Consider the following 19,754-nt stretch of genomic DNA (forward strand, 5'->3'; position numbering starts at 1 on the left):
CGAGGCGCCGACCCCATGAGGGGCCGGCGCCTCGCCGTTCGCGCTGCGGGTCAGCTCATCCCGCGGTCGGCGCGGTGATCCGGATCACCGCCGCACGGTTGCCGTCGAGGGTCTCCAGCACCTGCACGACGGTGCCGTAGCCGACTCCCGCATCGGCGGGGTTGCCCGACCCGAACGGCCCGAGCCCGACGTCGAGCCCGTCGTAGGCCGGCAGGCGGTTGCCCTGCAGGTCGTACAGCGGCGTCGAGTACTGGGCGTTGCCGACCGACGGCACCACGGCCGAGGCGTCCCGGTCACGGTAGTACAGCTGACCGGTGGACTCGCGCAGGGCGAAGCCCGGGACCCAGCCCTGGTCGTCGGTGAAGGTGCTCACCGGCGACTGCGGCGCGATGTCGGTGCAGTACTCGACCGTGACGTCCGCCCCCGTGAAGCACTCCGTGAAGGGGTACGTCTCGGTGAGCCCGAACGCCGCGTTCGACGACTGCGCACGAGAGGGCATCGCGTTCATGGTCGATGGGTCTTCGTCGGCCGCCGCCCCCGTTCGCTGCAACGGGTTGAAGTGGCTGTCGACGATGAGCAGGCCGCCCTTGGCGCCGTAGCTCGGCAGGGCGGTCTCGTTCGCCGTGATCTGGTTGGAGTTGCCGTACGTCGTGTCGCGGTACCACACCAGGGCGCCGGGCGCGTTGTACGCGAGCTTCTCGACCTTCCACGCGTCGACGCTGTACACCGAGTTGTACGCGTACTTCAGGCCCTCGTCGAAGCCGTCGAAGTTGCGCCACTCGACCAGGTAGTACTGCGCCTTCACCGAGGTGCCGGTGTCCATGCGCCAGCCGGGCCCGGTCGTCGTGGTGAACGAGGCGACCTCGGTGGTCCAGCCGTTCTCTCCGCCCTCGACATCGTCGGTCCAGACCTCGGTGCCGCCGCTCGTGAGCGAGAAGTCGTCGCTGAACCATCCGCGGTCCTGGTACGCGGCGTCCGTCGCGAGACGCAGGCGCAGCTCGATGTCCTGGCCCGCGTAGGCCGTGAGGTCGACGTACTGGTGCGCCCAGCCGTGCGAGTCGCCCGTGAGGCCATACCTCTTGCCGCCGTAGTCGGCCATGCGACCGTTCGGGTCGGCGTAGCCGTCGGGCGTGGAGGCCTCGGTGCCGTCCTCGGCGTAGACCTTCAGCTCGGTCCAGGTGGACCCCCCGTCGGTCGAGACCTCGACGAAGCCGTAGTCCCAGTCCGCCTCGATCACGTAGTCGTTCCACATCCAGAACTTCGCGTCAGCCGGGACGTCGGCGATGGTGCGGCCCAGGCGGAGGTCCGCCCAGTCCTGGTCGGCCCCGGTGTACCACGCGTTCGCGCCGCTGTGCGGCTCGGTGAGCGTGACGACCTTGTCGGGGAGGTTGATCTTGACGCCGTCCTGCGTGCCCTTCTTCGGCCGCGAGGTCTGGCCGACCTTCACGTCACGCGTCTCGGCGCCCGGGTTCAGCACGAGCGGGTCGGCCCAGCCGAGCACCCACTTGTCCCACAGGCCCATGTGCGTCGGCATCGACTGGAAGATCGGGCCCGAGTGCGACCCCGAGGACATGAGGTCCCAGAAGTCGACGTCGGAGCTGCCGGCACCCGAGGTGTCGTACAGGTCGGGGAGGCCGAGGTCGTGGCCGTACTCGTGCGCGAAGACGCCGACGCCGGAGTCCTCGGGCTGCACGATGTAGTTCGAGAGCATGAGGTCGGTGCCGGGAATCGGCGCGCCGCCGGCGACCGCCGACGAGTGGGCCCAGATGGCGTAGGTGCCCTGTTCGCCACCGCCGCCGGACTTGTCTTCGCCGGCGTGCACGAGCACGACGTGGTCGATGACCCCGTCGGGCTCGAGGAAGTTCCCGTCGTCATCGTGGTCGCCCTGGTCCTCGATGTCGTACTCGTCCCACGGGAAGTCGGGCTGCGCATCGGCGAGCGCCGCGACCGCGTCGATGGGCAGCTGGCCCGGGCCGAGCGGGTTGTCGGGGTGACCCTGCATGTCCTGGATCGCGCCGGCCTCGTACTCGCCCGCCTCGTTGAGGAAGCAGAGGCTCGCACCGTAGTACGCCTCGGAGTGCGGCACGGTGACCCACGGGGTGGCCTCACCGGTCACGGTGTAGGCGCCGCGCGACATCTCCTCGTACATGGCCTTCATGGTGTAGCCCGAGATGTCGATGCCGGGCTTGCCGTCGGGGCCGGTGAGGTCTGGGCGCACACGCTCGGTGATGCCTTCGTCGGTGAAGAGCATCTTGTTGAAGTGCTCCGACGAGAAGTCGGGCACCCACATCGTGTTGTTGTCCTCGAGCGCGTACGAGGCCGGGTCGGGGATGTTGTTGTGGAGCGGGCCGCTCTGCAGGTTGCCCGGCTGGCACTCGCTCGACCCGAACTCCTTCGGCACCTGCAGGCCCGTGAAGTCGTCGCTCGCCGTGTCGTCGAACTCGACGAGGATCGTGAGGAGCTTCGCCTCCTGGGTCGACGTGGAGCCCTTGAGGTTCTTCAGCTCCTTCGGGCTCTTCCCGGTCTCGACCGACTTCGCTTCGAGCTTGGCGAGGCCGCGCGCCGCGACGGGGTTGCCCTGGCTGAACTTGCGGTCGAGGGCGTCGGCCTTCTCGAGGGCGGCGTTGCCCCCCTCGCCGCTCCGGCCGGACGCGATCGATCCCACGATCTCGTCGGTGCCGAAGGCGACTTCGGCACGTGGCGAGACGTAGTTCATGTAGTACTCCGAGTCGCTGATCACCGGGGTGGTGACCGGACCCGTTGCGACGGCTGCCCCGCTCGCACCCGCAGTCGCCAGACCGGCGGCCACGAGCGCGAAGACTGGGATCGCCGCCACCGCGCGCCTGCGCGCGCGTGTGGTCGTTCCAGACATGCATCTCCCTCCGAGTGCCTTCGCGGGGTCACCGCTCGGCACGAACGAACGCCCGCCTGATGGCGGCGGACGTACCCGGAATCCTCTCCCGCGTTTCGGCAGCTATGGAAGAGCTGTGAAGAAGTTCGGGTCGATCACGCATGTCCGTTGCGTAGGGTCGCCAATTTTCGTCGTCGGATGCCCCGGGGCGCTCGGATTCGACCGTTCGGCGCGCATGCACGGGCGCGAGCTTCGTCCGAGGGCGCGCGCGATCGTGCTCAGCCCAGGAGCAGGCCCCGCAGCTGGTCGGTCGAGTGCACGGTCGCGATGGCGTCGCCGGCCTCCTCAGGACCGCCGTAGCCCCACTCGACCATGATCGTGGGCACGCCGTTGGCGAGCGCGCCGAGCGTGTCGTACCCGCGGTCGCCGACCATGACCGCAGTACCAGTGTCGACGCCGAGGGCCTGCAGGCGGCGCAGCGCCTCGGCGACGACGTCGGCCTTGGTGCTGCGCTCCTCGTCGTCGCTGGCGCCCGCGATGACCGTGAAGTACGGGCTCAGGCCGTGGTGGTCGAGCACCGCCTTCGCCATGGACTCGGGCTTCGACGTGGCGAGGGCGACGGGAACGCCCGCGGCGTGCAGCCGCTCGAGCAGGTGCGCGACGCCGGGGAACACGGGGGAGCGGAGCACGTGATCGCCGTAGTGGTCGCGGTAGACGTTGAGCGCCTCCCAGGCCTCGGCGTCGGTGAATCCCGCCGTCATGCGCAGGCTGTCGAGGAGCGGCGGACCCACGTAGGAGCGCAGCACCTCCTCCGACGGTGCCTCGAGTCCCATCTCCGTGAACATGTGCGCGAGCGACGCCGTGATGTCCGACGCCGAGTCGACGATCGTGCCGTCGAGATCGAACAGCACGGCCGACCACGTGCGCGGCGGCGCAATGGTCTGGGTGGGGAGGGTGGAAGTCACCGTGACATCCTATGGGTACTTTCCCTGAGACTTTCTCAGGGAAGAGCACGCTCTCACGGCGTCGTCACGATGGCAAGGGGTTGCTCAGAAGAGGCGCGCGTGGCCGCTCTCGATGCCCCGCATCGCGTCGTAGTCGAGCACCACGCAGCGGATGCCGCGGTCTTCGGCGAGCGTGCGCGCCTGCGGCTTGATCTCCTGCGCGGCGAACACGCCGGTGACCGGCGCGAGCCGCGGGTCGCGGTTCATGAGCTCGAGGTACCGGGTGAGCTGCTCGACGCCGTCGATGTCGCCGCGGCGCTTGAGCTCGACGGCGACCGACGCGCCCGAGGCATCCGTCGCCAGGATGTCGACCGGGCCGATGGCCGTCATGTACTCGCGCCGCACCAGTCGGTGGCCCTCGCCGAGGAGCTCGATCTGCTCGGCGAGCAGCTGCTGCAGGTGCGCCTCGACCCCGTCCTTCACGAGGCCCGGGTCGGCGCCGAGCTCGTGGGCGGAGTCGTGCAGCACCTCGTGGATCGAGACCACGAGCTGGTCGGCCGTCTTCTTGTGCGTCACCTTCCACACCTCGGCGATGCCGGCGGCGCGCTGCTCGTCGTCGGGCTCGGCGGCCTCGAGCGTGCATGGAGGGCTCATCCAGTTGAGCGGCTTGTAGCTGCCCCCGTCGGAGTGCACGAGCAGCGAGCCGTCGCCCTTCACCATGAGGAGCCGGGTCGCGAGGGGCAGGTGGGCGGAGAGGCGCCCCGCGTAGTCGACGGAGCAACGGGCGATGACGAGGCGCACCTGTCGAGTGTACGGCGAGCGGCCGACGAGGGCGGATGCCCCGAGCGGATGCCTCGGCTCAGCCCCTGGTCTCGGCTCGCGGACCCGACTGCTCGCGGGCGGCCGGCGCCGCGATCCCGGCGATCGCCATGAGCACCAGGATCACGAGGAGCGCGTTGAGGATGCCGAACTGCTGCCCGAGGAATCCGAGGAACGGCGGCCCGACGAGGAACGCGCAGTACCCGATGATCGCCACCGCACTCACGCGGGCCGCCGAGAGGCGCCGCTCGGGCACGTCGGCCGCAGCCGACATGCCGACGGGGAACCCGAGCGAGGCGCCGACGCCCCAGAGCACGGTGCCGACGATGAGCATCCACGGCTCGGTGCCGTAGATGAACAGCGCGAGCCCGGCCACGCCCGTGGCGGCGAGCACCCGAAGCGTCGGCACCCGGCCGAATCGGTCGATCACCGGGCCGCCGAGCACCCGCGCGGCCGTCATGGCGATGGTGAAGACGGTGAACACGGCCGCGCCGACCGTGGCGTCGTACCCGTGTCCGTCGACGACGGCGAGGGCGAGCCAGTCGTTGGCGCTGCCCTCGGCGAAGGCCATGCCGAGCATGATCACGCCGATCAGCAGGAGCCGCGGGTCGGCCCACACCGCGAGGCTCTCGCGCAGGCGTTGCGCCAGCGGCGGCCGGGGGGCGTCGGATGCCTCGTCGTGCGGCACCGGCTGCGCCGGGACGAAGCGCACCGCCACTACCGAGACGATCGCCACGACCAGCGCCATGCCGGCGAGGTGCCACGAGAGCGGGATGCCGATGGCGGATGCCGCGGCCGCGAGTCCGGCGCCGGCCACCGTGCCGAAGCTGAAGAACGCGTGCATGAGCGGCATGAGCGTGCGTCCGATCTCGCGCTCGGCCTCGGCGCCCTCGACGTTCATCATCACGTCGACGGCGCCGTTGCCGAAGCCGAAGAGGGCGAGCCCGACGACCACGAGCAGCACCGAGGGCGTCGCCGAACCGCCGAGGCCGACGAGCACCATGCCGACCGACACGATGAGCATCACGCCGGCCATCGCGACTCGAGGGCCGAGGCGCCCGAGCAGCAACGGCGCGACCACGAGCCCCACGATGGAGGCGATCGATCCGCTGAGGATGACGAACCCGACGCCCTGCGTGGTGAGCTCGGTGTGGTCGCGGATGGTCGGGATGCGCGCCATCCAGCTCGCGAGGCCGAAGCCCGAGACGAAGAAGACCGCGAAGACGGCATTCCGCCAGGCGACGAGTTCACGGCGGGTGCGTTGCATGTTCGCGCTCTCACGCTGTGTTCCGGTCATCTGTCCTGCTTCGTCGTGTCGCCTGTCGGATGCTTGTCGAATCGATTCGAGCCGTCCGACGCCAGAACCCTACCGGTCGCCACCGTCGGCCGCAAGACGCCCCGGCGGGCGGGCGCGCGGAGCGGCCGACGGATGCCACGGGCCCGTCGCTGTTGTGGTGACGGCGGCCGGGACATCCGTCGCTAGCATGAAGGCACTGGCGCTCGGCGCGCCCGGACACGACCCGGGAGCCGACCCAGAGCCGGAACACCCCCCGGCTCGAGTACCAGAGACGACGAGGTTATCGATGAAGGCCCTCTTCAAACCCGCGCCCGGCATCGGCCTGGAGTACGTCGATCGACCCGAACCCGAGCCCGGCCCGGCCGACGTGAAGATCCGGGTGCTGCGCACGGGCATCTGCGGCACCGACCTGCACATCGAGCAGTGGGACGACTGGGCGGCGTCCGAGATCCGCACGCCGCTGATCCCCGGCCACGAGTTCTACGGCGAGGTCGTGGAGGTGGGCGAGCTCGTGCATGACGTCGCGGTCGGCGACCACGTCTCGGGCGAGGGTCACATCGTGTGCGGCATGTGCCGCAACTGCCGTGCCGGCCGCCGGCAGATGTGCATCAGGACCAAGGGCGTCGGGCTGCATCGCGACGGCGCGTTCGCGGAGTACATCGTGATCCCCGGCGAGAACGTGTGGGTGCACCACTCGCCGGTCGAGCCCGAGGTGGGCGCGATCTTCGACCCGTTCGGCAACGCCGTGCACACGGCGCTCGCCTTCTCGGTCGTCGGCGAAGACGTGCTCGTCACGGGCTGCGGTCCCATCGGCCTGATGTCGATCGCGGTCGCGCGGCACGTGGGCGCCCGGTTCATCGTGGCGAGCGACGTGAGCCCGGCGCGACTCGAGCTGGCGATGCAGATGGGGGCGGATGCCACGGTCGACGTGTCCCGCGAACGCATCCGCGACGTGCAGCCGCGCCTCGGCATGCGCGAGGGCTTCGACGTCGGCTTCGAGATGTCGGGCTCCGCCGCCGCGCTGCCCGAGATGATCGAGAACATGAACCACGGCGGGCGCATCGCCCTGCTCGGCCTGCCGAGCGAGCCGTACGCGATCGACTGGGGCAAGGTCGTGACGCACATGCTGACCCTCAAGGGCATCTACGGTCGCGAGATGTTCGAGACGTGGAACTCGATGAGCGCGATGCTGCAGACGAGCGCGGAGCTGCGCTCGCGGGTCGCGTCGATCATCAGCGATCGCTACCCGGCGCGCGAATGGCGCGCCGCGTTCGACGCCGCGGAATCAGGCGGGGTCGGCAAGGTCATCCTCGACTGGACGGAGGTCTGAACATGTACGGAACGGTGAAGGCGCAGCTGCGCGCGGAGCTCGACGAGATCGAGGCCGCCGGGCTCACGAAGCGCGAGCGGGGCATCCACGGTCCGCAGTCCTCCGAGATCGAGGTCGGCGGACGCGAGGTGCTGAACTTCTGCGCGAACAACTACCTCGGGCTCGCGAACGACCCGCGCATCGTCGCCGCCGCGCACCGCGGCCTCGACGAGTGGGGCTACGGGCTCGCGAGCGTGCGGTTCATCTGCGGCACGCAGGAGCTGCACCTCGAGCTCGAGCGGCGCGTGTCCGAGTTCCTCGGCTACGACGACACCATCCTGTTCTCGTCCTGCTTCGACGCGAACGGCGGTGTCTTCGAGGTGCTCTTCGGGCCGGATGACGCGATCATCTCCGACGAGCTCAACCACGCGTCGATCATCGACGGGATCCGGCTGTCGAAGGCGCAGCGGTTCCGCTACCGGAACCGCGACCTGGTCGACCTCGAGGCGCAGTTGGAGGCCGCATCAGGCGCACGCCGCCGCGTCATCGTGACCGACGGCGTGTTCTCGATGGACGGCTACCTCGCGCCGCTCGCCGAGATCTGCGACCTCGCCGACCGGTACGACGCACTCGTCTTCGTCGACGACTCGCACGCGGTCGGGTTCGTGGGGGAGCACGGCCGGGGCACGCCCGAGTACTGCGGGGTGGAGGGCCGGGTCGACATCACGACCGGCACGTTCGGCAAGGCGCTCGGCGGGGCATCCGGCGGCTACGTGGCCGCCCGCCAGGAGATCGTCGACCTGTTGCGCCAGCGCGCACGGCCGTACCTGTTCTCGAACACGCTCGCGCCGATGATCGTCGCGGGCACGCTCGAGGCGCTTCGCCTCGTGAGCGAGTCGGGCGACCTGCGCGCGCGTCTCACCGCGAACGCGGCGCTGTTCCGGTCGCTGATGACGGAGGCGGGCTTCGACCTGCTGCCGGGCTCGCACCCGATCGTGCCCGTGATGTTCGGCGACGCGGCGCTCACGGCGCGCATCGCCGACGCGCTGCAGGAGCGCGGTGTGTACGTCACGGCGTTCAGCTATCCCGTGGTGCCCAAGGGCAAGGCGCGAATCCGCGTGCAGCTGTCGGCCGCGCACTCCGAGGACGAGATCCGGCGCTGCGTCGCCGCATTCGTCGGGGCGCGCGACGCGGTGGTCGCGGTGGCGTGAGCTCGGCCGGCCGGCACGCCCTGTGGGGCGGGGCCGGCGGCCGCGGCGGGCACGCGGGCCGGCGCGGCGGGCACGCGGGCGGCCGCGGCGGGCACGCGGGCGGGCGCGGCGGGCGGGCACGTCCTTGGGGCGGGTCCGATCGCGCCCCAGACCCCGAGTCCCGAGTTTCTGCGGCCGCACCCGCACATTCTCGGGATTCGCCAGCGGGCACGCCCGCCTCGAATCGATTCGACCGTAGAATCGGAGACGTGACCCGCGAACCCGCCACGACCACCGGTGCGATCTCGCGCCCGACCCTCGCCGACGTCGCCGCGAAGGCTGGGGTCTCGGCGTCGACCGCCTCGCTCGCCTTCAGCGGCTCGGGTCCGGTGTCGGATGCCACGAAGGAGCGCGTGCTCGCGGCCGCGGCCGAGCTCGGCTACGGCGGGCCCGATCCCCGCGCTCGTTCGCTGCGGCAGGGACGCTCGGGCATCGTCGGCGTGGTGCTCGCCGAGCGCGTGCGCGCTGCGTTCCTCGATCCCGTGAACATCCAGATGCTCGACGGGATCACCGAGGGCATCGCACCGCTCGGCGCCGGCCTGCTGCTGCTCACCGACCTCGGGGAGGAGGGCGGCAACGCCGTCGGCATCGAGAGTGCTCCGGTCGACGCCGTCGTGCTCATCGGTTGCAGCCCCCGCCTGGGCCGCTCCGTCGAGGTGCTCCGGCGTCGCGGCATCCCGGCGGTCGCCATCGAGGGCGCCGTCGCCGACATCCCGGAGATCTCGATCGACAACCGGGAGGCGACACGCCGGGGCGCCGAATACCTGCGCGAGCTGGGGCACACGGAGGTCGCGATCGTGACGCTCCCGTTCGACGCCGCTCGAACGCGCGGCCCGCTCACGGCCGAGCTCGAACGGGGGAGCACCGCCGACACCGCGAGCGAGCGGCTGCGCGGCGCGCGCGACGTGTTTCCCGAGATCACCGGCCGTGTGGCCGCGACGAGTTCCGTCGAAGAGGGGCGCGAGGCCGCGAAGGTGCTACTCGCCGACGAGGCGCACCGGCCCACCGCGATCATCGCCCAGAGCGACCTGCTCGCCGCCGGTGTCGTGCTCGCCGCGGAGGAGCTCGGGCTCACGGTGCCCGGGGACGTCAGCGTGCTCGGGTTCGACGGCATCCGCGTCGACGGACTGCGACACGACCTCACGACGCTCGTGCAGCCGTCGGTCGCGAAGGGACATGCCGCGGGCGAGGCGGTCGTCAGACTGCTCGGCGGCGAATCGCCCGCCTCCCGCCGGTTCACCAGCACGCTCCATCTCGGCGACACCACCGCGCCGCCGCGGTGAGTGCGGCGCCGCCGCGGTGAGGGCGGCGCCGCCGCGGTGAGGGCGGCGCCACCGCGGTGAGGGCGGAGCCACCGCGGTGAGGGCGGAGCCACCGCGGTGAGGGCGGCGCCACCGCGGGTCAGGCTCGCGCGCCCGTCACCATCCACGCGGTGCCGCGCGCCCGCCACCCCAGCGTCACGGCGCGCGCCCCGAGGTAGCCGATCGCGTATGCGACCATGAGCCACGCCGGACCGGCTGCACCCGGCGGGGCGACGGCCGCCACCCACAGCGCCATGGGAACGAACACGATGAGGTTCACGAGTCCCGTCCAGGCGAGGTACCTGGCGTCGCCCGCTCCGATCAGCACGCCGTCGAGCACGAACACGACGCCCCCGAGCGGTGCCGAGATGCCGAGCACCACGAGGGTCGCGGGCAGGAGCGCGGCCACCTCGGACGAGCTCGTGAACACCGCGGGCAGCAGCCACGCCGTCGCGACCAGGGCCGCGCCGAGCACGGCACCGCTCGCGGCGCCCCATTGCAGGCACCGGCGCAGCACGGCGCGCACGGAGCTCACGTCGCCGGCTCCGAGGCCCAGACCGATGAGGGCCTGGGCAGCGATCGCGAGCGCATCGAGCGCGAACGCGATCGTGAAGTACAGCGTCATCGCCACCTGGAACGCGGCGAGCTCATTCGAGCCGAGCGAGGTGGCCGCCCACGTGGCGAGGAGCAGCGCGCCGCGGAGGCTCGCGGTGCGCAGCAGCAGCCATCCGCCGGAGGCGGCGCCGCGCAGCACGCCGGCGTGGTGCGGCCACGGGCTCGCGCCGACCCGCGCGGCATGGCGGGCGATGACCACCACGTACACGGCCACCATGCCCCACTGCGCGACGACGGTGCCGATCGCCGAGCCGGCGATGCCCCAGCCCGCGACGTAGATGAAGACATAGTTGAGCGCGATGTTCGCCGCGAACCCGATGCCCGCCACCCAGAGCGGGGTGCGCGTGTCCTGGAGTCCGCGCAGCAGGCCGGTCGCGGCGAAGACGACGAGCATGGCGGGAAGCCCGGCCATCGAGATCGAGAGGTACACGGATGCCTCGGCCGCGACCTCCTCGGCGGCGCCGAACGCGCCCACCAACGCGGGCGCGGCGAACCATCCGGCGACCCCGAGCACGGTGCCGAGTCCGAGTGCGAGCCAGACGCCGTCGATGCCGGAGGCCACGGCGCCGCGTTCGTCGCCCGTGCCGAGCCGGCGCGCCACGGCGGGGGTCGTCGCGTAGGCGAGGAAGATCATGAGCCCGATGATCGTCTGCAGGATCGCGCTCGCGAGGCCGAGCCCGGCGAGCGGCGTGGCACCGAGATGGCCGACCATCGCGGTGTCGGCGAGCAGGAACAGCGGCTCGGCGACGAGCGCGCCCAGCGCGGGCACGGCGAGGCGGAGGATGTCGCGGTCGACGGCGCGACGGGAGGCGGTGGTGCTCATCTCGTCAAGAGCCTAGGCGCGGCATCCGACAGCGCGGTCTCGAGACGGAGCTGCGCGCCTCCTCGACCGGCGGGGCCTGCGGTCGCGGCATCCGCTCAGCGCTTGTCGACGACCTCCTTGCCGAGCGGCGCGAGCGAGACGGGGATGAGCTTGAAGTTCGCGATGCCGAGGGGGATGCCGATGATCGTGAGGCACATCAGCACGCCGGTCAGCAGGTGCTCGAGCGCGAGCCACCACCCGGCGAAGATCACCCAGATCACGTTGCCGAGGAACGACCAGACTCCCGACGTCGGCTTCGAGATCACCTCGCGGCCGAACGGCCAGACGGCGTAGTTCGCGATGCGGAACGACGCGAGTCCCCACGGGATCGTGACGATGAGCACGCACATGATGAGGCCCGCCACCACGTAGCCGATCCACAGCCAGATACCGGCGAGCACGAACCAGATGACGTTCAGCAGGGTGTTCATGTCGGTCCCCATCCAACCACGTCGGCCATGGCCTCGGGAGGTGCCCACCCTGCGAGTGCGCCGAGAGGCGCGCGCCCGGGGCATCCGTTCGCGGGCACCGCCCACGTAGGCTGTGGGGATGACGAAGCGTCCCTCAGGCATCGCGGTGGATGAACTCGACGAGGGGGTGCGTCCCCAAGACGACCTCTTCCGGCACGTCAACGGCAAGTGGATCGAACGCACCGAGATCCCGGCCGACAAGGCCCGCTACGGGTCCTTCCTCGTGCTGCACGAGGAGGCCGAGCAGGCCGTGCGCGAGATCATCGAGGAGGCCCAGCAGGCCGAGCCCGGCACCGAGGCGCGCAAGGTCGGCGACCTCTACGCGAGCTTCATGGACGAGCAGCACGTGAACCTGCTCGGCGCGACGCCGATCGCGGGGCAGCTGGTCGACGTGGCGCTGATCGGATCCATCGAGAACTTCCTCGGCACCCTCGGGCGGCTCGAGCGTCACGGCGTCTCGGGATTCGTGCAGCTCTACGTCGACAACGACCCGGGCGACCCCGAGCGCTACCTCGTGTTCGTCGAACAGGGCGGCATCGGCCTCCCAGACGAGAGCTACTTCCGCGAGGAGCGCTTCGAGAGCATCCGCGAGGCGTATCGCGCGCACCTCGAGCGCATGTTCGGCCTCGCCCAGCTCGACGATGCGGCCGGGCGCGCGGCTCGCGTGTACGAGCTCGAGGCCGACATCGCCGAGGTGCACTGGAACAACGTCGACACGCGCGACAGCCACAAGACGTACAACCTGTACCGATGGGCGGATGCCGCAGCCGCGTTCGCTCCGCGCCCTGAGCCTGTCGAATCGGCCGCGTCGAAAGGCTCAGCGACCCGTGTCGACCTGCAGGTGTGGCGCGACTCCATGGGCGTGCCGGAGGGAGCCTTCGACGAGCTCGTGCTGCGCGAGCCGTCGTTCGTCGAGGGGCTCGGTGCGCTGCTCACCGAGGATCGCCTGCCGGCCTGGAAGGACTGGCTCGTCTGGCAGGTGATCCGCTCGAGCGCGGCGTACCTCTCGAACGACTTCGTCGAGGCGAACTTCGACTTCTACGGCCGCACGCTCAGCGGCACGCCCCAGTTGCGCGAGCGGTGGAAGCGCGGCGTCTCGCTCGTCGAGGGCGCCATGGGCGAGGCCGTCGGGCGCATCTACGTCGAGCGGCACTTCCCGCCCGCGGCCAAGGCCGCCATGGACGACCTCGTCGCGAACCTCGTCGAGGCGTACCGGCAGTCGATCTCCGCGCTGGAGTGGATGGGTGACGCGACCCGCGAGCGGGCCCTCGAGAAGCTCGAGAAGTTCACCCCGAAGATCGGCTACCCCGTGAAATGGCGCGACTACTCGTCACTCGAGATCGACGCGTCCGACCTCATCGGCAACGTGCGGGCAACCGCCGAGTTCGAGTTCAACCGCGAACTCGGCAAGATCGGCAAGCCCATCGACCGCGACGAGTGGTTCATGACGCCGCAGACGATCAACGCCTACTACAACCCCGGCTTCAACGAGATCGTGTTCCCGGCGGCGATCCTGCAGTATCCCTTCTTCGACGCCGAGCGGGATGCCGCGGCCAACTACGGCGCGATCGGTGCGGTCATCGGTCACGAGATCGGGCACGGGTTCGACGACCAGGGCTCGAAGTACGACGGCGACGGACGCCTGATCGACTGGTGGAGCGAGTCCGACCGGGCCGCATTCGAGGAGCGCACGAAGGCGCTCATCGACCAGTACGACGCGCTGAAGCCGGCACAGCTCGACGGCGACGACCACCACGTGAACGGCGCCCTCACCATCGGCGAGAACATCGGCGATCTCGGCGGACTCGCGATCGCCTGGAAGGCGTACCGGCTCTCGCTCGGCCCTTCGACGGGCTCAGGGGCCGAGCCGCCGGTCATCGACGGCCTGACCGGGGCGCAGCGGTTCTTCCTGTCGTGGGCGCAGGCCTGGCAGATGAAGGGTCGCGACGAGGAGGTCATCCGCCTCCTCGCCATCGATCCGCACTCGCCGAACGAGTTCCGGTGCAACCAGATCGTGCGCAACATCGAGGAGTTCTACGATGCGTTCGACGTCACCGACCGCGACGCCCTCTGGATCGACCCGGCCGAGCGCGTCACCATCTGGTAGGCGCGTCGGGCGGGCCGGAGCGCGGTCCGGGCCGGGGCGGAGCGGCTCAGTTCGTGATCTCGATGTCGCCGATGCCCGAGGTGAAGTCGTAGTGACGGGTCGCCGAGGGATCGTTCGCCACCTCCAGCTCGAGGTCTCCGATCGAGGTGTCCGCGCTGACCGCGTAGCGACCATCGGGCAGGTTCGCGATCACCTGGCCGGCCTCCGTCTCGACGTCGATGCCGTCGGGCAGCGACTCGAGCTCGAGCGTGACGTCGCCGATGCGGGACTGCACGGCCAGCGCTCCGTCGGTGCTCAGGCGGGTGACGTCGACATCACCCGCGGTGGTGCGCGCGTCGACGGATGCCGCGACGCCGTGCAGCTCGATATCGCCGACGTCGCTCCGAGCGGTCACCCCGCCGAAGTCGCCGGCCACGCGGATGTCGCCGATGTCGGTGCCGACGTCGAGGGTCACGTCGCCCTCGAGGGACTCGGGCAGGGCGAGTTCGAGGCGCGGGCCGCGCGCGTCGAGCCATGGCCACCACTGCGGCCACCCCACCTCGCGCACGTGTCGGAGCGAGACGTGCAACGTGCCGCCGCGCACCTCGTGGTCGAGGTCGAGCCGGGCGCGCGAGTCGCCCTGGCGGAGCGTGAGCTCGCTGCGGTCGAGGGCGTGGAAGGTGATGTCCACGTCGGCGAGGTCGCCGTCGAGCACCACGGAATCGAAGCGCTCGTCGATCTGCCACGTGCCCGAGGCATCCGGGCGGGTGACGGCGCGGACGGCACCCACGGTGAGCCAGACGATCAACGCGGCGATCACCACTCCCGCGACGATGAGGCCGACCGTTCGGCCGGTTCGGGAGGGGTTCGGGGGCACGGTCGTCGTCATGATCGCTTCCTGCTGCAGGCCGCCGAAGCGGCGTTCGATGGGATGTCTCCCACGCTAGGGACGCCGGTCGGGACGCGGGAGCCGGGCAGCCGCCCGCTCGCTCGGGGGTTAACCCCCGACGCGCTCGCCGGGTGCGTTCGGAGCGGCATCCGAGCGTTCTACACTGGCTTCGGAGTGACTCCCGATGACGCCCGTCGGTTCGATCCGGCCGAGCGGGCGACGATCTGGCAGCCCACCCGCCGCAACCGTCCAGTCCGTAAGTTTCGTGCGCGCCGCAGACCGCGGTGGGGGAGCGCCGACCGTCCGAGGAAGATCGTGCAACCACCGTGGTGACGTCGTCGCAGGAATCGGAGCGACGGGCGCGCCACGCGTCGATTCGGCACGGTCGGCACCGCACCGAGGACGCCAACGAGAACTTCGCGCGCGGGTTCAACGTGCTTGGCGAGCTCGCGCTCGCCGGAGTGCAGGTGTCGGCCCGGGCCACCGATCTCGCCACGGGCAAGGTGCTCTTCTCGGTCGATGACCACGTGGTGATGCCCACGGCGTCCATCGGCAAGGTGCTGCTCCTCGTCGAGGTGGCCACCCGCCTGTCGGGCACCACTCCCGAGTCGTTCACCGTGCTCGACCGGGCGCCGCGCGACGCGGTCGGCGACTCCGGCATCTGGCAGCACCTGCAGTCGCCGTCGCTGCCCATCGCCGATCTCGCGGCCCTCATCGGCGCGACGAGCGACAACCTCGCGACGAACGTGCTCATCCGCTACGTCGGGCTGGAGGCCGTGCGCTCCCGCACGGAGGCGCTCGGCCTCACGCGCACCGCACTCCTCGACCTGGTGCGCGACCACCGCGGCCCCGACGACGCCCCGCAGTTGTCGATCGGCTCGGCGAAGGAGCTGACCTGGCTGTTCGCGTCGCTCGCCCGCGGTGAGATCGTGAGCCCCGTGGTGTCGCAGCGCGTCGTGGGCTGGCTCTCGCTCAACGCCGACCTCTCGCTCGTCGCGAGCGCGTTCGGACTCGATCCGCTCGCGCACCGCATGCCCGACCACAACATCCTGCTCATGAACAAGACCGGCACCGACGGCGGTGTCCGCAGCGAGGTCGGCGTGCTGCGCGGGCCGCGGGCGGGTGTCGCGTATGCCGTCTCCATGTACTTCGCCGACACCATGCTGTCGTCGCGCCTGGCCGTGCTCGACGGCATGCGCCAGGTGGGGCTCGACCTGCTGGAGTACGTGCACTGAGCGGATGCCGCGGTCAGGTGTCACCCGGAACGGGTACTTGAGGCATCCGCCGTTATCACGGCAAACTGAGCAGGACTCGACTTGTGCGCGACGGTGCGCGCGAGGCCCGAGACGGGGGTGGATCCATGGACGATCTTCGTGCCGGCCGGCCGATCAGCCGCCGCGCCTTCATCGCAGCAGCCGGAGCCGTCGGGGCCGGATTCGTGCTCTATGCCGTGCTCCCGGGGGGTGAGCGTGTCGCGGTGGCGCAGATCCCGGGCGGCACGCTGTTGCCCGAGGCGGTGCCGAAGTTCCAGACGCCGCTGCTCATCCCGCCCGTCATGCCTCGGGCCGGCACGCTGGTGGAGCGTGGCGGCAAGAACATCGACACCTACGAGATCTCGATGCGCCAGTTCTCGCAGCAGATCCTTCCGGCAGGACTTCCGCCGACGACGGTGTGGGGCTACGGTGCCGTGACCGCGGCCAAGAAGGGCGGCCTCCTGCTCCACAACGCGCCATCGCTCACGATCGAGGCGAAGTGGAACCGTCCCGTCCGCATCACGTGGATCAACGAGCTCATCGATGCGCAGGGGAATCACCTGCAGCACCTCCTGCCCGTGGACCCGACGCTGCACTGGGCGAATCCGCCGGGCGGCGTCGAGGGTCGCGACTCGCGGCCGACGTTCGAGACGACCCCGGGCCGGTACGAAGGTCCGGTGCCGATCGTCACGCACGTGCACGGCGCGGTGGGCGTGGGCGATGAGAGCGACGGGTACGCCGAGGCCTGGTACCTGCCGGTCGCCGGCGACATCCCTGCGGGGTATGCGACCGAGGGGACGTGGTACGAGTTCTTCGCCGGAAAGGCCGAGGCGAAGTTCGGTGCGGAGTGGGGGCCGGGCTACGCGACGTTCCAGTACCCCAACGACCAGCGGGCGTCGACGATCTGGTACCACGACCATGCGCTCGGCATGACGCGCCTCAACGTCTACGCCGGTCCGGCGGGGTTCTTCCTCATTCGCGGCGGCCCCGATGGCGACGACGCCGTGGTCGACGGTCGCTCGGGTTCGACCGCGGTGCTTCCAGGGCCCGCGCCCAAGGAGAATGACACGTTCCCGCCGAACAAGACGTACTACGAGATCCCGATCGCCGTGCAGGACCGGGCGTTCAACGACGACGGATCGCTGTTCTACCCCGACAGCCGGGCATTCTTCGACGGCATCGTGGGCGAGTACGTCCCCGAGGGCGAGTTCTCGCCGATCTGGAACCCGGAGTTCTTCGGCAACATGCTCATCGCCAACGGCAATACGTGGCCGTACCAGGTCGTCGAGCAGCGGCGCTATCGGCTGCGATTCCTGAACGGGTGCCAGTCCCGGTTCCTGATCCTCGACTTCACCGGCATCCCGGGCGTCGAGGTCTGGCAGATCGGCAACGAGGGCGGCTTCCTCGCCGCACCGGTCGACCTCACGGGCGATCACGGCGGACGACTCCTCATGGGGCTCGCCGAGCGGGCCGACCTCATCGTCGACTTCACGAACGTGCCGGTCGGGAATCACGTGCTCGGAAACGTCGGACCCGATGACCCATTCGGTGGCGGGGTTCCCGGCGTGGACTTCACGGCCGCCGACCCCGACTCCACGGGGCAGGTGCTCGAGTTCCGCGTCGTGCCGGCGGTCGCTCCCGACCCGACGACGCCGCCGCAGTTCCTGGTGCTGCCGCCGATCACCCCGCTCCCGCCCGAGACGATGCATCGCCCGCTCGCGCTCATCGAGAAGATGGGCATGGGCCACGACGCGAACGGCGATCCCGTGGAAGGACCGGTCGAGGCACTCCTCGGCGAGGTGGTCGACGGGGTGCTCGTGGAGCGGCTCTGGATGGATCCCGTCACCCAGAACCCCGAGATCGGCGCCACCGAGATCTGGGAGTTCGTGAACACGACGGGAGACGCGCATCCCATGCACGTGCACGAGGTCGCCTTCGAGGTGGTGGATCGGGAGGGACTGCTGAGGGATCCCGAGGACCCTGACGACCTGCTCACGCCCCTCCAGCCCGACGGCGTGGTCACCCCGCCCGAGCCGTGGGAGACCGGTCGTAAGGACACGGTCATCGCGTATCCCGGACAGGTCACGCGCGTGAGGGCCACCTTCGACAATGCGGGCCAGTTCGTCTGGCACTGCCACATCGTCGAGCACGAGGACAACGAGATGATGCGTCCGTACCGGATCGGACCGGAGCAGCCCGGTCAGCCGGAGTGACGAGGGCTGCCGGTCACCTCGACCGGCGGGCTCGATCCTCTGCCGGCGGCGACGTCAGCATCGCGATGCCGTCGAGCACGGCGAGGGCGGTCTGGTGCGCGCCGAGGATGCGGAAGTGCCCGGCGACCGGCACGCGCACGTTGGTGGCGCCGTCGAGCACGCTGCCGTCGGGCACGTGCGGGTCGTAGGTGCCGAAGACCGACACGATGCGCGAGTTCACGCTCGCCGCGCTCCCGAGCATCACGATCGTCTCGTCGGACGGGAGGAGCGCCCGGATGCTCGAGTCGCGGAACAGCCGCGCCAGCCGCGCGCCGCCGAACGGCGTGCACACCGCCACGAGCCCACGGACGCCCAGCGCTTCGGCACGTCCGTCGAGCAGCAGGTGCTTGCCGATGAGGCCACCCTTGCTGTGCGCGACGATCACCCGGCCGGCAGGGGGAACGCCGACCCTGCCGAGTGCCCGCTCGACGCGCGCGGACGTCTCGACGATGGGCCGGCGGTTCGATCGCATGCCGTGCACCACCACGACCCGGTGCCCCGCGGCGTTCAGGGCATCGCCGAGTTGACGCAGGAACGACCAGTGCTCGTACACGCCGGGCAGCAGCACGACCTCGGCCTTGCCGGCCTCGCCGGTTCGCCAATTCGCGGGCTCGCGACGGGCGCCGAACACGCCGAGCTGGTGCACGACCGCGTAGGCGTAGTCGCGAGCGAGCCATCCCATCCTGCGCAGTCGGCCGATGCGGGTGGCGGCGAGCGGGTCCTCGGGAGCGCTGATGGTTCGTCCGGCGCCCTCCCCACTCGCGTGGCGCACGATCAACTCGCCGACCTGCCTGCCCGACACCACCATGGTGTCGTGGCCACGACCGGGCACCTCCGCGAACCGGCCGCTCGGCACGAGCGAAGCGGCCTCCTCGGCCCAGTACCGGGGCACGATGTGGTCGTGCTCGCCGCGCACCACGAGGGTGTCGGCCTCGATGCGCGGCAGCGTGAGCTCGATGCGATGCTCGAGCATCGGTCGCAGGTTCGCGGCGTACCAGCGCGGCCCGGCCTCAGCGTACGACGCGAGCCCGACCGCCAGCGTCCTCGGGTTCACGAATGCGATGTCCTGCAGGAACCGCAGCGTCTGCAGGCCGAGCGAGCGCTCCCTCGGATTCACGGTCGGGCCGATCAGCACGATGCGGTCGACGAGCTCGGGATGCCGCGCCGCCGCCTCGGACACGACCTGCGCGCCCGTGGAGTGGCCGATGAGCACGGGCCGGTCCAGTCCCTCGGCAACAAGCAGCTCGGCGAGCAGATCGCCCGACTCCGCCATGCTCAGCGGCTGCGGCGGCTCCGGTGCATCGCCGAATCCCGGCAGGTCGAGGGCATAGACCGTGCCGCTCTGCTCGAGCACGTCGCCGAGGCCGTCCCAGTACTCGTGCGCCATGCCGAGCCCGTGCACGAGCACGTAGTCTGGCCCATCGGCGACGGCCGACTCGCGGATGAGCACCACGCGGTCTCCGCTCCGGAACTCGCGGGTCGTCGCCATCACGGCAGTCTAGGCGCGCGCAATGCGACCTGACCGGCAGGATGGGGGTGGATCCGCGAGCGAGGGA

Annotated in this window: 14 protein-coding genes; 6 read left to right on the top strand and 8 right to left on the bottom strand. The window is 70.6% G+C overall.

The features are described 5' to 3' along the window. Nucleotides 1–55: 55 nt before the first annotated feature. From ACVFI9_RS00545 to ACVFI9_RS00560, 4 genes are all read right to left on the bottom strand, one after another. Nucleotides 56–2,872: an immune inhibitor A domain-containing protein gene (locus ACVFI9_RS00545; RefSeq protein ID WP_474764099.1), complete on the bottom strand. Its 2,817-nt coding sequence runs from the start codon at nucleotides 2,870–2,872 to the stop codon at nucleotides 56–58. Between the two features lie 257 nt (nucleotides 2,873–3,129). Then, nucleotides 3,130–3,816, bottom strand: a complete 687-nt coding sequence (locus ACVFI9_RS00550) for an HAD hydrolase-like protein (RefSeq protein ID WP_474764100.1) — start codon at nucleotides 3,814–3,816, stop codon at nucleotides 3,130–3,132. A gap of 84 nt (nucleotides 3,817–3,900) precedes the next feature. Continuing rightward, nucleotides 3,901–4,596: an endonuclease NucS gene (nucS, locus tag ACVFI9_RS00555; protein ID WP_474764101.1), complete on the bottom strand. Its 696-nt coding sequence runs from the start codon at nucleotides 4,594–4,596 to the stop codon at nucleotides 3,901–3,903. A gap of 58 nt (nucleotides 4,597–4,654) precedes the next feature. Next, nucleotides 4,655–5,911: an MFS transporter gene (locus ACVFI9_RS00560; RefSeq protein ID WP_474764102.1), complete on the bottom strand. Its 1,257-nt coding sequence runs from the start codon at nucleotides 5,909–5,911 to the stop codon at nucleotides 4,655–4,657. Between the two features lie 286 nt (nucleotides 5,912–6,197). Between ACVFI9_RS00560 and tdh the strand changes: the two genes are divergently transcribed. The 3 genes from tdh (at nucleotide 6,198) to ACVFI9_RS00575 (ending at nucleotide 9,753) form a co-directional block, all read left to right on the top strand. Next, entirely contained in the window at nucleotides 6,198–7,241 is a 1,044-nt protein-coding gene (gene tdh / locus ACVFI9_RS00565) for an L-threonine 3-dehydrogenase (protein ID WP_474764103.1), read from the top strand. Nucleotides 7,242–7,243: 2 nt separating this feature from the next. Continuing rightward, nucleotides 7,244–8,431: a glycine C-acetyltransferase gene (locus ACVFI9_RS00570; protein WP_474764104.1), complete on the top strand. Its 1,188-nt coding sequence runs from the start codon at nucleotides 7,244–7,246 to the stop codon at nucleotides 8,429–8,431. A 248-nt stretch (nucleotides 8,432–8,679) separates the two neighbouring features. Next, nucleotides 8,680–9,753: a LacI family DNA-binding transcriptional regulator gene (locus ACVFI9_RS00575; protein WP_474764105.1), complete on the top strand. Its 1,074-nt coding sequence runs from the start codon at nucleotides 8,680–8,682 to the stop codon at nucleotides 9,751–9,753. 118 nt (nucleotides 9,754–9,871) lie between these two features. On the opposite strand, the gene ACVFI9_RS00580 is transcribed toward ACVFI9_RS00575, so the two are convergent. Then, complete coding sequence (locus ACVFI9_RS00580; RefSeq protein WP_474764106.1) at nucleotides 9,872–11,209, bottom strand: MATE family efflux transporter; 1,338 nt, start codon at nucleotides 11,207–11,209, stop codon at nucleotides 9,872–9,874. A gap of 95 nt (nucleotides 11,210–11,304) precedes the next feature. Continuing rightward, nucleotides 11,305–11,679: a YccF domain-containing protein gene (locus ACVFI9_RS00585; RefSeq protein ID WP_474764107.1), complete on the bottom strand. Its 375-nt coding sequence runs from the start codon at nucleotides 11,677–11,679 to the stop codon at nucleotides 11,305–11,307. 118 nt (nucleotides 11,680–11,797) lie between these two features. Between ACVFI9_RS00585 and ACVFI9_RS00590 the strand changes: the two genes are divergently transcribed. Continuing rightward, entirely contained in the window at nucleotides 11,798–13,825 is a 2,028-nt protein-coding gene (locus ACVFI9_RS00590; RefSeq protein WP_474764108.1) for a M13 family metallopeptidase, read from the top strand. Between the two features lie 46 nt (nucleotides 13,826–13,871). On the opposite strand, the gene ACVFI9_RS00595 is transcribed toward ACVFI9_RS00590, so the two are convergent. Next, nucleotides 13,872–14,693, bottom strand: coding sequence for a DUF4097 family beta strand repeat-containing protein (locus tag ACVFI9_RS00595; RefSeq protein WP_474764109.1), 822 nt, complete (start codon nucleotides 14,691–14,693; stop codon nucleotides 13,872–13,874). 329 nt (nucleotides 14,694–15,022) lie between these two features. Between ACVFI9_RS00595 and ACVFI9_RS00600 the strand changes: the two genes are divergently transcribed. Both ACVFI9_RS00600 and ACVFI9_RS00605 read left to right on the top strand, forming a co-directional pair. Beyond that, entirely contained in the window at nucleotides 15,023–15,928 is a 906-nt protein-coding gene (locus tag ACVFI9_RS00600) for a serine hydrolase (protein WP_474764110.1), read from the top strand. Nucleotides 15,929–16,053: 125 nt separating this feature from the next. Further along, on the top strand, nucleotides 16,054–18,159 hold the full coding sequence (locus ACVFI9_RS00605) for a multicopper oxidase family protein (RefSeq protein WP_474764111.1): 2,106 nt from the start codon (nucleotides 16,054–16,056) through the stop codon (nucleotides 18,157–18,159). Nucleotides 18,160–18,172: 13 nt separating this feature from the next. Here the strand turns inward: ACVFI9_RS00605 and ACVFI9_RS00610 are convergent, their stop codons facing one another. Then, nucleotides 18,173–19,687 carry an alpha/beta hydrolase gene (locus tag ACVFI9_RS00610; RefSeq protein ID WP_474764112.1) on the bottom strand — a complete coding sequence of 505 codons (1,515 nt, stop codon included), beginning with the start codon at nucleotides 19,685–19,687 and terminating at the stop codon, nucleotides 18,173–18,175. Between the last annotated feature and the right edge of the window lie 67 nt (nucleotides 19,688–19,754).

The organism is Agromyces sp. NSFZ, from assembly GCF_056156205.1.